The sequence below is a fragment of the Streptomyces flaveolus genome, assembly GCF_000716535.1.
GTDB lineage: Bacteria > Actinomycetota > Actinomycetes > Streptomycetales > Streptomycetaceae > Streptomyces > Streptomyces flaveolus_A.
This window is the reverse complement of the sequence record NZ_JNWV01000007.1, coordinates 30,726-44,013: the sequence shown is the minus strand read 5'-3', so window position 1 is coordinate 44,013 and position 13,288 is coordinate 30,726. Positions and strand designations below refer to the sequence as shown.

General features: G+C 72.9%; 13 protein-coding genes and 1 pseudogene. 3 read left to right on the top strand and 11 right to left on the bottom strand.

The genetic code is table 11. The features are described from left to right. Window positions 1–2 precede the first annotated feature (2 nt). The 3 genes from OO52_RS08965 to OO52_RS08955 form a co-directional block, all read right to left on the bottom strand. Window positions 3–1,562, bottom strand: coding sequence for a M4 family metallopeptidase (locus tag OO52_RS08965; RefSeq protein ID WP_106971962.1), 1,560 nt, complete (start codon window positions 1,560–1,562; stop codon window positions 3–5). 315 nt (window positions 1,563–1,877) lie between these two features. Then, window positions 1,878–2,396, bottom strand: coding sequence for a GNAT family N-acetyltransferase (locus OO52_RS08960; RefSeq protein WP_030643092.1), 519 nt, complete (start codon window positions 2,394–2,396; stop codon window positions 1,878–1,880). A gap of 178 nt (window positions 2,397–2,574) precedes the next feature. Then, complete coding sequence (locus OO52_RS08955) at window positions 2,575–3,264, bottom strand: pentapeptide repeat-containing protein (RefSeq protein ID WP_196944574.1); 690 nt, start codon at window positions 3,262–3,264, stop codon at window positions 2,575–2,577. A gap of 121 nt (window positions 3,265–3,385) precedes the next feature. Between OO52_RS08955 and OO52_RS08950 the strand changes: the two genes are divergently transcribed. Together OO52_RS08950 and OO52_RS08945 are read left to right on the top strand one after the other, a co-directional pair. Then, entirely contained in the window at window positions 3,386–4,558 is a 1,173-nt protein-coding gene (locus OO52_RS08950) for an NAD(P)-binding protein (RefSeq protein ID WP_030643096.1), read from the top strand. Between the two features lie 47 nt (window positions 4,559–4,605). After that, window positions 4,606–5,574 (top strand): annotated as a pseudogene (locus OO52_RS08945) (zinc-binding dehydrogenase); the annotation flags it as partial. 347 nt (window positions 5,575–5,921) lie between these two features. Here OO52_RS08945 and OO52_RS08940 read toward each other — a convergent pair. The 3 genes from OO52_RS08940 to OO52_RS08930 are packed head-to-tail and all read right to left on the bottom strand — an operon-like array spanning window position 5,922 to window position 8,504. Next, window positions 5,922–6,401, bottom strand: a complete 480-nt coding sequence (locus tag OO52_RS08940; RefSeq protein ID WP_030643100.1) for a GNAT family N-acetyltransferase — start codon at window positions 6,399–6,401, stop codon at window positions 5,922–5,924. A gap of 32 nt (window positions 6,402–6,433) precedes the next feature. Next, window positions 6,434–7,840, bottom strand: coding sequence for an NAD(P)/FAD-dependent oxidoreductase (locus OO52_RS08935; RefSeq protein WP_030643102.1), 1,407 nt, complete (start codon window positions 7,838–7,840; stop codon window positions 6,434–6,436). Between the two features lie 10 nt (window positions 7,841–7,850). Further along, entirely contained in the window at window positions 7,851–8,504 is a 654-nt protein-coding gene (locus OO52_RS08930; protein WP_030643104.1) for a rhomboid-like protein, read from the bottom strand. On the opposite strand from OO52_RS08930, the gene OO52_RS08925 reads away from it, so the two are divergent. Beyond that, window positions 8,503–9,414 carry an aminoglycoside phosphotransferase family protein gene (locus OO52_RS08925; protein WP_030643107.1) on the top strand — a complete coding sequence of 304 codons (912 nt, stop codon included), beginning with the start codon at window positions 8,503–8,505 and terminating at the stop codon, window positions 9,412–9,414. The two genes, OO52_RS08930 and OO52_RS08925, sit on opposite strands and share 2 nt — an antisense overlap. A 163-nt stretch (window positions 9,415–9,577) precedes the next feature. Here the strand turns inward: OO52_RS08925 and OO52_RS08920 are convergent, their stop codons facing one another. From OO52_RS08920 to OO52_RS08900, 5 genes are all read right to left on the bottom strand, one after another. Then, on the bottom strand, window positions 9,578–9,958 hold the full coding sequence (locus OO52_RS08920; protein ID WP_078876751.1) for an STAS domain-containing protein: 381 nt from the start codon (window positions 9,956–9,958) through the stop codon (window positions 9,578–9,580). Between the two features lie 147 nt (window positions 9,959–10,105). After that, complete coding sequence (locus tag OO52_RS08915; protein WP_030643111.1) at window positions 10,106–10,381, bottom strand: hypothetical protein; 276 nt, start codon at window positions 10,379–10,381, stop codon at window positions 10,106–10,108. Between the two features lie 10 nt (window positions 10,382–10,391). Then, on the bottom strand, window positions 10,392–11,093 hold the full coding sequence (locus tag OO52_RS08910; protein ID WP_030643113.1) for a DUF5994 family protein: 702 nt from the start codon (window positions 11,091–11,093) through the stop codon (window positions 10,392–10,394). A 266-nt stretch (window positions 11,094–11,359) separates the two neighbouring features. Beyond that, complete coding sequence (locus OO52_RS08905) at window positions 11,360–12,580, bottom strand: HTTM domain-containing protein (RefSeq protein WP_106971960.1); 1,221 nt, start codon at window positions 12,578–12,580, stop codon at window positions 11,360–11,362. Next, window positions 12,570–13,187, bottom strand: coding sequence for a DUF5819 family protein (locus tag OO52_RS08900; RefSeq protein WP_030643116.1), 618 nt, complete (start codon window positions 13,185–13,187; stop codon window positions 12,570–12,572). The genes OO52_RS08905 and OO52_RS08900 overlap by 11 nt, the downstream gene beginning before the upstream one ends. Window positions 13,188–13,288: the final 101 nt, after the last annotated feature.

Sequence of the window (13,288 nt, the reverse complement as noted above, 5' to 3'; positions counted from 1 at the left end):
GGCTACTTGACGTTCACGGCCGCCCAGGCCGCCGCCACCGCGTTGTACTCCGCGCTGCCCGAGCCGTACAGGTCGGCCGCGGCCTGGAGGGTGCCGGTGCGGGCGCCCGCGTAGTCCGTGGACGAGGTGAAGTACGTGGTCAGGGCCTTGTACCAGATCTGAGCCGCCTTGTCCCGGCCGATGCCGGTGACGGTGGAGCCGTCGTACGTCGGGGAGTTGTAGGACACCCCGTTGACCGTCTTCGCGCCGCTGCCCTCGGACAGCAGGTAGAAGAAGTGGTTGGCGACACCGGACGAGTAGTGCACGTCCAGGCGGCCCACGGTGCGCGACCAGTAGTCGGCGGAGGCGCCGTCCTTGCTGGGCTTGTCCATGTAGCGCAGCGGGGTGCCGTCACCGTTGATGTCGATCTTCTCGCCGATGAGGTAGTCACCGGCGTCGGCGGAGTTGTTCGCGAAGAACTCCACCGAGGTGCCGAAGATGTCGGAGGTGGCCTCGTTCAGGCCGCCCGACTCACGGCTGTACTTCAGACCGGCGGTGGCCGCGGTCAGGCCGTGGCTCATCTCGTGCCCGGCGACGTCCAGCGAGGTCAGCGGGTCGGCGTTGTTCGCGCCGTCGCCGTACGTCATGCAGAAGCAGCTGTCGTTCCAGAACGCGTTGACGTAGGCGTTGCCGTAGTGGACGCGGGAGTAGGCGGCCTTGCCGTCGCCCGCGATGCCGTTGCGGTTGAACGCGGACTCGTAGTAGTCCCAGGTGACGGCGGCGCCGTAGGCGGCGTCGACGGCGGCGGTCTGGCGGTTGTTCACGGTGCCGTCGCCCCAGAGGTCGTCGGCGTCGTGGAAGAGGGTGCCGGTGCCGGTGGTGCCGCCGTTCAGGTCGTACGTCTTGTGGCCGCCGCGCCCGCCGTCGGTCAGGTCGTAGCCTCCGGAGGCGGCGGCGGTCGTGCCGAGCGGGACGGTGCCGCTGTACTGGCTGGTGCCCGTGCCGGTGTCGACGGCCTCGAAGGAGTACAGCCGCTCGCCGGTGCGCGCGTCCGTGATGACGTGCAGCTCGCTCGGGGTGCCGTCGTGCTGCCGGCCCTTGACGACGGACTCGTAGGCGAGGACCGGCTTGCCGGCCGCGGCCCACACGACCTTGCGGGCGGTGGCGGTGGTGGCCTTCGCGGTGCCGGCGGCCTTGAGCGCGGTCTGCTTCGCGGCGGCCGGGGACACGGCCGCCGTCGTGCTCGGCACGGATATCCGGGCCTTGGTCGCCTTGCTGACGCCCTTCAGCGCGCCGTTCTTCGCCGTGTGGACGACCAGGTCGCCGCCGAGCACCGGCAGACCGGCGTACGTGCGCTCGTAGCGGGTGTGGACGGTGCCGTCCGCGTCCTTGACCACGTCCCGGACGACCAGCTTCTCCTGGGCACCGAGCCCGAGTTCACGGGCCGCCGCACCGGCGTGCTGCCGGGCCGACTCCAGTGCCGCGGCGCGGGCCGGGGCGCTGAGCGCGACGGCCTTGGCGCCGGAGGGGTGCGGCGCGGGCGCGGCGGTCGCGGCGCCGTTCTGCAGGGCGAGGACGACCATCGCCGCGGAGCCGACCAGGGCGGCGGCGCGCACGGCGGTCTTGCGGGGAGTACGGGAGGCGCCGGTGTCGTGGGGCTGCTGTCTCACTCGATCTCCTTCTGTCTGGTCTCGTGGGGTGGAGACACAGAGGGGTCACAGGGGATACACAGAGTTGCGGCGGGCGAGGAGAGAGTGACACCGGAACCCGTCTGTTTGACAGAGGGCCGTCAAGAATTTACGTGTTCGTATCCGAAAGCCGTGCTGCGAAATCCGTTATGCGGACACGGCGTTCAGCCTCAACCTCCGTCATCTACAGCGCACTTGAGGCGTGGAACGTCACGCGCCGGCGGACGGGGATGTCCACAGCACCTTGCGCAGCACGGCACAGGGCCGGCCGAGAGCGCGGTCGGGACGATGGTCGACGACCTCGTAGCCGAGGGCGGTCCAGAAGGCCAGCCCCTTGGCGTTGCCGTCGAGCACGGCGAGCCGTACGGCCTGCCGCCCGGCGGCGCGGAAACGCTCCTCGACCAGCGTGGCGACGCGCCGGCCGTACCCCTTGCCGTGCTCGCCGGCGTCGACCATGAGCAGTCCGATCCACGGATCGGGGTCGGCGGGGTCGGGATGGTGGGCCAGCGTGATCACCACCGCCACCAGCCGCCCCTCGACGCGGGCCGACAGCACCTCGCTGCCCGCCCCGGCCAGCCCTGCCGCCACCTGCTCGGGCCGTATGTCGTCGGGATCGGGGAAGTCCCCGCTCAGCGCGTGGAACTCACGGTTGGAGGCGTACAGCGCGGTCAGCTCGGTGAGCAGCGGGGCCGGGATGCCGCCATGGGGTGGCAGGGGTTCGAGGACCACGCGCCGCACGTCCCGCCCGAGGCCTGCGGAGCGCCCATGAACAGGGCGAAGATCTCCAGGCCCGGAGCAGGACGACGTCCGCCGGTCGTCGGGGGTGCTCATGGAGTGCCTCACAGTTCTCTCGCCGGCCTGTGGATGAAGTCACGCGAACGCTCGGGCATCGAGGCGCCCGAGCGGGTCAGGTCACCCGAATCCCCATCGCCGCCGCCAGCACCGGGGCCAGGTCCAGCAGTTGCCCGGTGCTGATCACCGCGCCGGAGAGCCGGTCCAGGCCCCGGGTGATCTCCAGCGGAGCGGCCCCGCGCAGGTCGACGTCCGTCAGGGTGGCCCCGCCGAAGTCGGCCCCCTTCAAGGCGCAGTCGGTGAACTCCACCCGCTCCAGGCGCGCGCCCGCGAAGTCCGGTTCGACCAGGACGCAGGACTCGAAGACGACGTCCTTGAGGCGGGCCTCGCGCAGGTTCAGACAGTCGATCTTGCCGCCCCGGACCACGACTCTCTCCAGCACGGCGCCGTGCAGTTGCGTGCCGCCCAGGCGGGCGTCGACCAGCTCGACGTCCCTGAGCGTGGCCTCGGCCAGGCGCGTCCCGACCCCGCGCAGTCCGGTCAGCACCGAGTCCAGCACCCGGGCCCGGCCCAGCGCGGTCTCGTCCACCGCGCAGCCCGTCAGCGCGCAGTCCATGAACCGGGCGCCCGCGCCGTCCTGCCCGGCCAGGTCGCAGTCCCGGAACTCCAGCCCGTCGTAGTCGCCGTCCGGCTCCAACTCCCTCTCGGTCCAGGGCTCCAGGGGTGGCAGCCGCACCTCCGGCCGCCGCGGGCCCCGCACCGCCGCCCGGCCCCCGGGCCGGCTTCCCGTCGTTCGCCTCACCATGCGCCCATGCTGCACCCCGCCACTGACAACCCGCCCTGAACCGGGGAAACACCGGGATGTCACACCGGCGGGGCGCCGGCCGTCGTACTGCCGAGCAGGTGCACCGACCTCAGGGAGAGCCATGCACAAGCCCGCGCACCGCATCACCGTCATCGGCGGCGGCTTCGCCGGACTCACCGCCGCGATCACCGCCGCCGAGGCCGGCGCCCGGGTCACCGTGTACGAGGCCCACGGCACCCTGGGCGGGCGGGCCCGTACGACGCAGGGGCCGTACCGGACCAACGAGGGCCCGCACGCCTTCTACGCCGGCGGCCCGCACTGGGCCTGGCTCAGGCAGCGGGACCTGATCGGCCCGCTCGCCGCGCTGCCGCCCCTGGAGGCCGCCCGGCTGCGGCTGCGCCACCACGGTGTGCTGCGCCGCACCCCACCCTTCGCCATGCTCAAGCTGCTGCGGCGCCGGGTCGGTCCGGCCCCCGTCGACGCCGACTTCCTCGGCTGGGCGACCGGGATCGCGGGCGAGGAGGGCGCCCGCGCGGCGGCCCACTACGCGGCGGTGGCGCTGTTCCACCACGACCCGGGCGGCCTGTCCGCCGCCTTCGTGCAGGAGCGGCTGCGCCGGGCCACCAAGCTGCCGCCGGAGGCGCACTACCCGCGCGGCGGCTGGGGCGGGGTGATCGACCGGATGGCCGCGCGGGCCTGGAACACGGGCGTGCGGATCGAGACGAGCGCCCGGGTGGACGAGCTGCCCGAGGACACCCCGGTGGTCGTCGCCACCGGCCTGCCCGCCGCCCGGCGGCTGCTCCGCGACGACGCGCTGGAGTGGCCGAGCGGCCGTACCGTCCTTCTCGACCTCGCCGTACGCACCCGGCGCGGGGACGCCTTCGCCGTCTCCGACCTGGACGCGCCGGGCTGGATCGAGCGCTTCACCGCACAGGACCCGTCCCTCGCGCCGGCCGGGGAGCAGCTCGTCCAGGGGCAGTTCCCGGTCGGGCCCGGCCAGGTCCGGGCCGACGGCGTGGCCCGCGCCGAGCAACTGCTGGACCTGGGGTTCCGTGGGTGGCGGGAGCGGGTGACCTGGCGGCGGGAGGCCGTGGCGGACGGCCGTACGGGGGCCGTGGACCTGCCGGGCCGGACCTGGCGGGACCGGCCCGCCGTGGACCGCGGTGACGGGGTCTACCTCGTGGGCGACCAGGTGGCGGCCCCGGGCGTGCTCTCGGAGGTGTCCTTCAACAGCGCGGTCACCGCGGTGTCCCTGATCCTCGGCCGGCCCGCCCTTGACCTCAAGCGCGCTTGAGGTCCGAGGGTGGGGATCACACCGAGCCTCGTCTCCCTGGGGGTCCCATGCACGCCGTCCGCCTGTACGCCTTCGGCCCGGCCGAGAACCTGACCTACGAGGAGCTCCCGGACCCCGTCCCGGGCCCCGGCCAGGTGCGGATCGCGGTCGCCGCGGCCGGCGTGCACCTGCTCGACGCGGCCCTGCGGGAGGGCCACCGGGGCCCGCTGCCCCAGCCGCCCCGCCTGCCGACCGTGCCCGGCCGGGAGGTCGCGGGGGTCGTGGACGCGCTCGGCGACGGCGTGGACGACCTGTGGCTCGGCCGGCGGGTGGTGGCCCACCTGGGCTTCGCGCCCGGCGGGTACGCCGAACTCGCCGTCACCGAGGTCGAACGCGTGCACGACGTCCCGGAGAACCTGGACTTCGCCGCCGCCGTCGCCATGATCGGCACGGGCCGCACGGCGCTGGGGATCGCCGGGTTCGCCGAGCCGGGACCGGACGACGTGGTGGTCGTGCCGGCCGCGGCCGGCGGCATCGGCACGCTGCTCGTGCAGCACGCCAAGAACGCCGGGGCGACCGTGATCGGGCTCGCGGGCGGCCCGGACAAGACCGCCCGGGTGCGCGCGAACGGCGCCGACCTCGCCGTCGACTACACCGACCCCGACTGGCCCGCCAAGGTCCGCGCGCACCTCGGCGGCCGGCCCGCCTCCCTCGTCTACGACGGCGTGGGCGGCCGGGCCGCCCGGGAGGCCGTCGCCCTGCTCGGCCCCGGCGGCCGGCACCTGGTGTTCGGCTGGTCGGCGGACGGCATCGGACAGGGGCAGGGGTACCACGTCGAGGGCGTCTCGGAGTCGGTGCTCGGCCCGGCGATGCTGGAGCGGGCCGGCGGCCTGCGCGCACTGGAACTGCGCGCCCTCGCCGAGGCCGCCCGGGGCCGCCTGCGCCCGGCCGTCACCCGCTTCCCCCTCGCGGAGGCCGCCGCCGCACACCGGGCACTGGAGGGGCGGGACACGATCGGCAAGGTCGTACTGGAACCCTGCACAGCCCGGGAACGGCACAGCCCGGGAACGGCACAGCCCGGGAACGGCACAGCCCGGGAACGGCACAGCCCGGGAACGGCACAGCCCGGGAGACTGCGCAGGCGGCGCGGCTTGGCACGGCGGCGCGGCGCGCGGCGGGGTTCGTCGTTCCGGGCCCGCGCATGCTGTCGCTCGCGCGCCCACGCGGCGGGGCCGCACACCGGTACAGGCCCGCGCCTTCGCGCACGCTGCGGCTCGCCGGCCCAAGGGGCGCGGGGAACTGCGCGACCGCCCACGGACGCCCCGGGGCCACCGGACCACCGCCACCGCCCCGACCACCACCGCCGCGACCACCGGGACCGGTGTCAGCCGGCCGAGCCCAGCGCGGTCAGCGCCTCGTCCGTGAGCCGGTACACCGTCCACTCGTCCTGCGGCCGGGCGCCCAGCGCCTCGTAGAAGCCGATCGCCGGCCGGTTCCAGTCCAGCACGGACCACTCCAGCCGCTCGTACCCGCGCTCCCCGCAGATCCGCGCCAGCTCGGCCAGCAGCGCCCGTCCGTGGCCGCCGCCGCGCGCCTCCGGGCGGACGTACAGGTCCTCCAGGTAGATGCCGTGCACCCCGCGCCAGGTGGAGAAGTTGAGGAACCACAGCGCGAACCCGACCGGCTCCCCGCTCGCCTCGTCCACCGCCATGTGCGCGAACGCGGCCGGCCGCTCCCCGAACAGCGCCTCCCGCAACTGCGCCTCGCTCGCCCGGGCCTCCTCGGGCGCCTTCTCGTACTCGGCCAGCTCACGGACCATGGTGTGGATGACGGGGACGTCGTCGGGGGTCGCGGTACGAATCATGCCGCGAGGGTAACCGGCCCGGGGACCGGGCCTCAGTGCCGTCCCGCCACCCGGTCGGCCACCTTCGCCAGGCGCGAGGACTCCGTGCCCGGGTGGAGGCGTTCGCGCTGGTCGGCGGCGCGGTAGGTGGCGTACATGCCGTGGACGCCCAGCCAGCGGAAGGGTTCCGGTTCCCACTTGCGGACCTTGTGGTCGACCCAGGGCAGCTCCGTCAGCTCCGTCCGGCCGCCCTGCCCGGAGTCCCGCTGGACCAGGTCGCGCAGGGTGCGGGCGGCCAGGTTGGTGGTGGCGACGCCGGAACCGACGTAGCCACCCGCCCACCCCAGGCCGGTGGAGCGGTCGAGCGTCACCGTGGCGCACCAGTCGCGCGGCACCCCGAGCACGCCCGACCAGGCGTGCTCGATCCGCACCCCGGCCAGCGACGGGAAGAAGCGGGTCAGGATCTCCCGCAGGGCCTCGACGGTCGCCGCCTGCGTCCGGCCGTCGTTGTCGGTGCGCGAACCGAAGCGGTACGGCACCCCGCGCCCGCCGAGCGCGATCCGGCCGTCGGCCGTGCGCTGGGCGTACATGTAGGCGTGCGCCATGTCCCCGAGGGTCTCCCGGCCCGCCCAGCCGATCGCCGCCCACTGCTCCTCGGTCAGCGGCTCGGTCGCGATCATCGAGGAGTTCATCGGCAGCCAGGTCCGCTTCTGCCCCTTGAGGGCGGCGGTGAAGCCCTCGGTGCAGCGCAGGACGTAGGGCGCGCGGACGGTGCCGTACGGCGTGACCGCGTGCTTGGGGCGGATTTCCGTCACCGGCGTCGACTCGTGGATGGTCACGCCGAGCGCCTCCACGGCCGCCGCGAGCCCCTTGACCAGCTTCACCGGGTGCAGCCGTGCCCCGTGCGGGGTCCAGGCGGAGCCGACCGCGTCCGCGATCCGGATCCGCTCGGCGGTCTCCCGGGCGCCGTACAGCTCCCGGTCCTTCTCGCCGTACGACAGCTCGTGCTCGTGGAACGCCTTCAGCCGGGCGAGCTGCGCCGGAGTGGTGGCCACCTCCAGGACACCGCCCTTGTGCACGTCGGCGTCGATGCCCTCCGCCTCGGCGACCGCGATCACCTCGGCCACGGTGTCGTTCATCGCCCGCTGGAGCCGTACGGCGGCCTCGTGGCCGTGCAGCTTCGCGTACCGGTCCCGGCCCGCGATCCCGTTGTACAGCCAGCCGCCGTTGCGGCCGGAGGCGCCGTACCCGCAGAACTTCTGCTCCAGGACGGTGACGCGCAGGAAGGGAGCGGCCTTCTTCAGGTAGTACGCGGTCCACAGGCCCGTGTAGCCGCCACCCACGATCACGACGTCGGCGGACGCGTCCCCGGGCAGCGGCTCCCGCACCGCCGGAAGGCCGTCGTCCGCGTACCAGAAGGAGATGCCACCGTTCACGACACTGCTCGCCGAGCTGCTCATGGCCGGGACGTTAACCCCTGAGCCCGGCCAGTGTCTCCTTCGGATTCCATGCTTTTCCGCGGCCCCTGACCAGCGGATAGCAGGCCAGACCGATCAGTACGGCGACGATGTGACCGAAGTCGGTGAAGGTCGGCCCGGCGGCCAGCGGCAGCCCGAACACGGCGAGCACCGCCGGCAGGTACGCGTACCGCCAGGGCGCCGCGATCCGGTAGGTGAGCACCGCCATCACCCCGGCCAGCGCGTAACTCACCCCGATGTCCAGGGTGTTCACCGCCGAGTGCGGTGCCATGCCCCGGCGGATCGCCTCCAGCAGCACCCCCTCGCTGATCAGCGAGGCCAGCACGTGCGCCAGCGCGCACACCGCCAGCCAGCGGGCCGTGCCCAGCCAGCGCTCGGCCGGCACGTGGAACACCGTGTACAGGAGGGCGTACGGCACCCAGTACCCGCTCTCGATCCACATCGCGCTGGCCACCAGCACCCGCACCGGATTGCGGGACAGCTCATGGATGTTCGTCGACCGCCGCCGCAGGAAGTGCTCCTCGAACTCCGGCGACATGTGGTGCAGCGCGACCGTCGTCACGAACAGGATCCCCAGCCACACGTACGTGCCGGGAGCACCGCGGACGTACGCCCACACCCCGCTCAGGCCCCGGAAAATTCGCATGAGCCGATTCACGCACGCCAGTATCGTCCGCTTCGTGATTGACATCCCCGGCGAGCTGGCGGAGGCGCAGGAGACGTACAACGGCGCGGCGGGGCGGGCGTTCATCGCCGCGCTGCCGGACCTCGCGGCCGACTTCCTGCACCGCTGGCGGCTCACGCTCGACGGGCCGTCGATGAACGGCGTCAGCGCCCTGGTCCTGCCGGTCGTCCGCGCCGACGGCCTCCGCGCGGTCCTCAAGCTCCAGCTGACGGACGAGGAGAGCGTGGGCGAACCGGTCGCACTGCGCGTGTGGGACGGCGACGGGGCGGTACGGCTCCTGGACCACGACCCGGCCACCGGCACCATGCTCCTGGAGCGCCTGGACGAGTCCCGGATGCTGGCCGGCCTCGGCGACACCCGCGAGGCCGTCCTGGTCATCGCCCGGCTGCTGGCCCACCTCACGTCCTTCCCGGCGCCGCCCGGCCTGCGCCGCCTGGGCGACATCGCCGAGGCCATGCTGGAACGGACACCGCGCGCGCTGCCGCGCATCCCGGACCCGGGGGCCCGCCGGATCGTCGCCGACTGCGCCGCCGCGGTACGCGAGGTGGTCCACGAGCCCGGCGACCGGCTCCTGCACTGGGACCTGCACGACGAGAACGTCCTCGCCGCCGACCGCGCCGACTGGCTCGCCATCGACCCCAAGCCACTGGCCGGCGACCCCGGCTTCGAACTGTGGCCCGCCCTGCACAACCGCTTCGACGCGGCCGAGGTCCGCTGGCGCTTCGACGCGATGACCGACGTCCTCGGCCTGGACCGCGCCCGGGCCCGCGCCTGGACCCTGGGCCGCCTGCTCCAGAACGCCCTGTGGGACATCGGTGACGGCCGCCCCGTCGAGGAACGGCAACTGGAGATCGCTCGCCTGCTGGCATGAGGAAGCCCGGGTGGGAAGCGGGTACCGCCCAGGCTTGGCTCCTCGCACAGCGCAGACACCGCGTGGGCGGCATCCTCCTCGACAGAGGACGGCGCGGCTCCCCCACTCGGCGGCCGCACGCTGGAGGACGCGACCAGGGAAGTGACACAGGCCCTGGACGGGGTCAGCTGAGCCTGGAGTCACTCGCGCACGCGCGGGACTCGGCCGGCCTGCGCCGTCTCTCCCGGCACCATCGCAGGAGCAGACGATCGGAGCCCATGTCCGCGAGCAGTCGTGCGTTCTGCGGGGACGGGTAGTGCAGCCGAAGGGACACGTGGGCCCCGGCGGCGTGCCGCGACGCGTCGAGGAAGACGCGCAGGCCGCTGCTGTCGCAGCGGTCGACGGTGGTCAGATCGACGTCGATGACGGTGATGCCGTCATGCAGGCACCGCTCCAGAGCAGCGCGCACCTGCGGCGCGGTGGCCGGGTCGATCTCACCGGCCAGGGTGATCAGTGCCCGCCTGCCCCGGTCGTGCCGGTAGATGTTCAGCTGCGGAAGACTCATGACGCCTCGGTTCAGATGCCTCGGTTCGTGGGCCGTGGCCGCTGCTGGCGCGGTCCAAGGCCCGGGTGTACGCGCCCGGTCGCGTCGCTGCGGGCCGATTCGACGGTCCGTGCGCGCGGCCGGGCAGCCGGCGGGGACACCGGATGATCACCAGTGGTGAGTGGTACGACCGCGGCGGCGGCGCGGCGGAAAGCGGCCGCGGCCCCCGTCGCGGTGGTCCCGTCGTTCTCCGGCGGTCGGCGACTCGATCCGGTCCGGTCCCACCGGGGGCTGCGGCGTGCCGCGGCCGCGACGGCCGGGCAGGGGCGCGCCGTACCGGTATCCGGCGATCCTGTCGGCGTGCTGGATGTTGAGCCGGTGGATCAGGTACGCCGCCGCTGCGATGAGGACCATGAAGACGGCGGCTGTCAGGACGGTGTTCATGACGGCCACCTCACATACCGATGATCAGTCGGCTGGCCCGGTCGGGCGCACCGGTGGGGCGGGGAACTGCGGGCACCGCGGAAGCGCCGCCGCCCTCGTCCTCTCCTGCCTCGTCCGGGTCCAGTGGCCGGTCGGCCGCGGAGACGCCGTGTCGGGCCTCGTCCGCGGCGATGAGCGCGCTCGCGGTCAGTGGCGGTCCGTCGTAGTCGGACGCGGCAGCCATCAACCGGGCCGCCGACTCCGCCCCGGTCCCGGGCGGGACGACCAGGAGATCCCAGCGGCCGGTGCCGTAGGAGAGCAGCAGCAGCTTGTGCGGGTCGAGCTCCGGGGTGAACCAGCCGACCTTGACGATGTGGCCGTCCACGGGAACCTGGCGGGGGATGACCGGCCAGTGCTCCGGGTTGACGGCGATGCGGGTGATGCGGCCCCACAAGGGGTCCAGCACGTCGATGAGTGCCGGCAGTTCGCTCAGCAGATCCCGGGAGCGGGGCCACCATGCGCCGTCCAGGAGTCCGCGGGAGGTGCCGTCGGTCTTCAATGCGAGACGCGCGGCCGGGGCTGCGACGGGCTCGCGGTGCGGGGTGGGGTGCAAGGTCGCCGACATGATGCGGACCCGTCTCCGGGCCGCCTCTGCGGCGGCCCGGGTTTCATCTTTCGCCGAGAACGACCCGGCGTGGAAGCCGGTGTGCGGAATGCCCTCGGTACCGCCCACACTACTCCGCGTCCCGCCGCGACGCGGAGCAGTGGCCGCATGGATGTGGAGTACCCGCCGGATGACCTCCCGGCGCTGCCTCAGCGCCTGCCGCAGTTCCCCTGACCGTGTTCCGGGGACCTGGTCCTGCGTACCCGGCGCACGGAAGGCGTCACCGTTCCGCGCGGGGCGTTCACGAGCCGGGCGGTGGCTTCGTCGTAACGATTTCCTGGGGGCCGGACCGGTCCGGGGTGAGCCGACGCCGGCTCAGCGGGTCCACGCGGCTTCTATTGCGTCACCGTCGGGCCGGACGGTGCCGGACCACCGCGACCGCTTGCCGGGCGGGACATCGGCCAGCGTTCTTCCGGGCTGTCCGTGCGACCACCCTGCGGGGGTACGGTTCCGAGTCCTGTTCCCTGCCCCGGCGCAGGCACGCCGCATCGCTTGGTACCGCGCCGAAGGAGGTGAGGCAGGACGGTGTACAGGCGGTCGGGAAGGAACACGGCATCCGCGATGATCATCGCCCCCGAGAAGAGGGGCAGTCCCAGGACTACCGCGATGCCGACGTGCATGCTCAGCAGCATGACGAGAACGGGGTACTTGAGCCGCCCGAACAGCACGAAGGGGAAGGCGACCTGGGTGAGCACGGTCAGGTAGCTGACGGCCGAGATCACGATCGGGTACTGGTCCAGCACATGGGAGAGCGCCGGCCAGGGCTGGAAGAGTTCGAGGTTCAGCACGTAGTGGAGAGCGGTGCCGTCACCCCAGAATGAGCCCTGGACTTTGTACAGACCCGCTGACCCGTACAGGAAGCAGACCTGCGCCGCGATGACGAATACGGCGCAGTTGTGCACCACAGTGACCAACGTCCGGCGGGTCGCACGCAGGTCCTGCACGACAAGACTCCGCGCCCGCGTCGGCGCGCCGTCCGCACGCGCCGTCTTCAGCCGCTCTCTGCGCGCGTCGAGGGACCAGCGCCGACCGCACGCGGTGAGCACGAGGTACAGGGCCATCAGCAGGATCAGGTTGTCGCCCCCGTCCGTCATGAAGATCGCTCTCGCATGGAACGACGTCACCACGACGGCGAACAGGACGGACGTGGCGCGGGTCCGCCAGCCCAGCATGAACAGCGCGGACGTCACGAGAGCCAGCGCGTAGCACAGTTCGAAGTAGCCACGGCTGTCCGACAGGATCAGGACGCTGTACCAGCCCGTCTGGTCGAAGAGCTCGGCCGCCAGCGCGGCTGTCCACGGGGAGCCGGGGCCCCAGATCTCGTGCCGGTGCGGGAACTCACGCAGGAGAAAGACCAGATAGAGCGACCCGTAACCGATACGCAGAACCGACGTGGCGTAGAGAGAGACCGGCTGACCGGTGACGAGCGCCCAGAGAGCGCCGGCCCGGGTGAGCAGCCGTTCGGAACCCGCGCCCGCCGGCAGGGGCTTCCGGTCGGCGGGGGGGCCTGGCGTGCCTGCCGTGGCGGGGACATCGCGGTTGTGTTCACTTCCCATGGGGGGTCACCTTCCACCAGGGCAGGAGCCGGTTCTCGACGGGCGTCTGCGGGCGGTTGCCGGCCGGCGCGTCGGGCGCGGCGACGGACCGTGTGACGACCCGGAGCTGAATGAAGTCGAACCTTCGGCCTTTGTCCTGGTCGGCGACGCGGTCCGCGGCGATGTTGCTCAAATACGTCTGCATCATCGCGGCCCGTTCCGAGCGGGGCACGTCGTCCGCTCCGTGAGTGTCGACGTAGGAGGACCAGGCGCGGCGCAGGAGGTTCTGAGCCGTGTGGCTCGGGAACACATGGTGCTCGACCGCGGCACGGTCCGCGGCGGTCAGGTCGAGCCACGGGCTCACCCGCATCGACCCGTCCGAGTCGGTGCGCGCGGTTCTCGCCAGGATCTGCCGGTTGAAGGAGTCGGGGTTGGGGGCGAAGAGCCGCCAGTTCTGTTCGAAGAGGGGGTACACCCATGCGTTGATCTGCTGGCTGTACCGCCGTGAAAGGGCATTGGAGGGTGCCACGGCGAGGAAGACGACGGCGACATGGACCAGAGCCACCACCAGACACAGGCCCACGGCACTGTGCAGCCCGGCTCTCAGCACGCGGGCACCGACGTGCATGGTGGCAAGCGGGTCCGCGTCGTCACGGCCCTCCCCCGGGAGGGGTCCGGAACCGGACTGCCCACGTTTCCTCACAACCGCTGATTCGATTCCGCTCGACA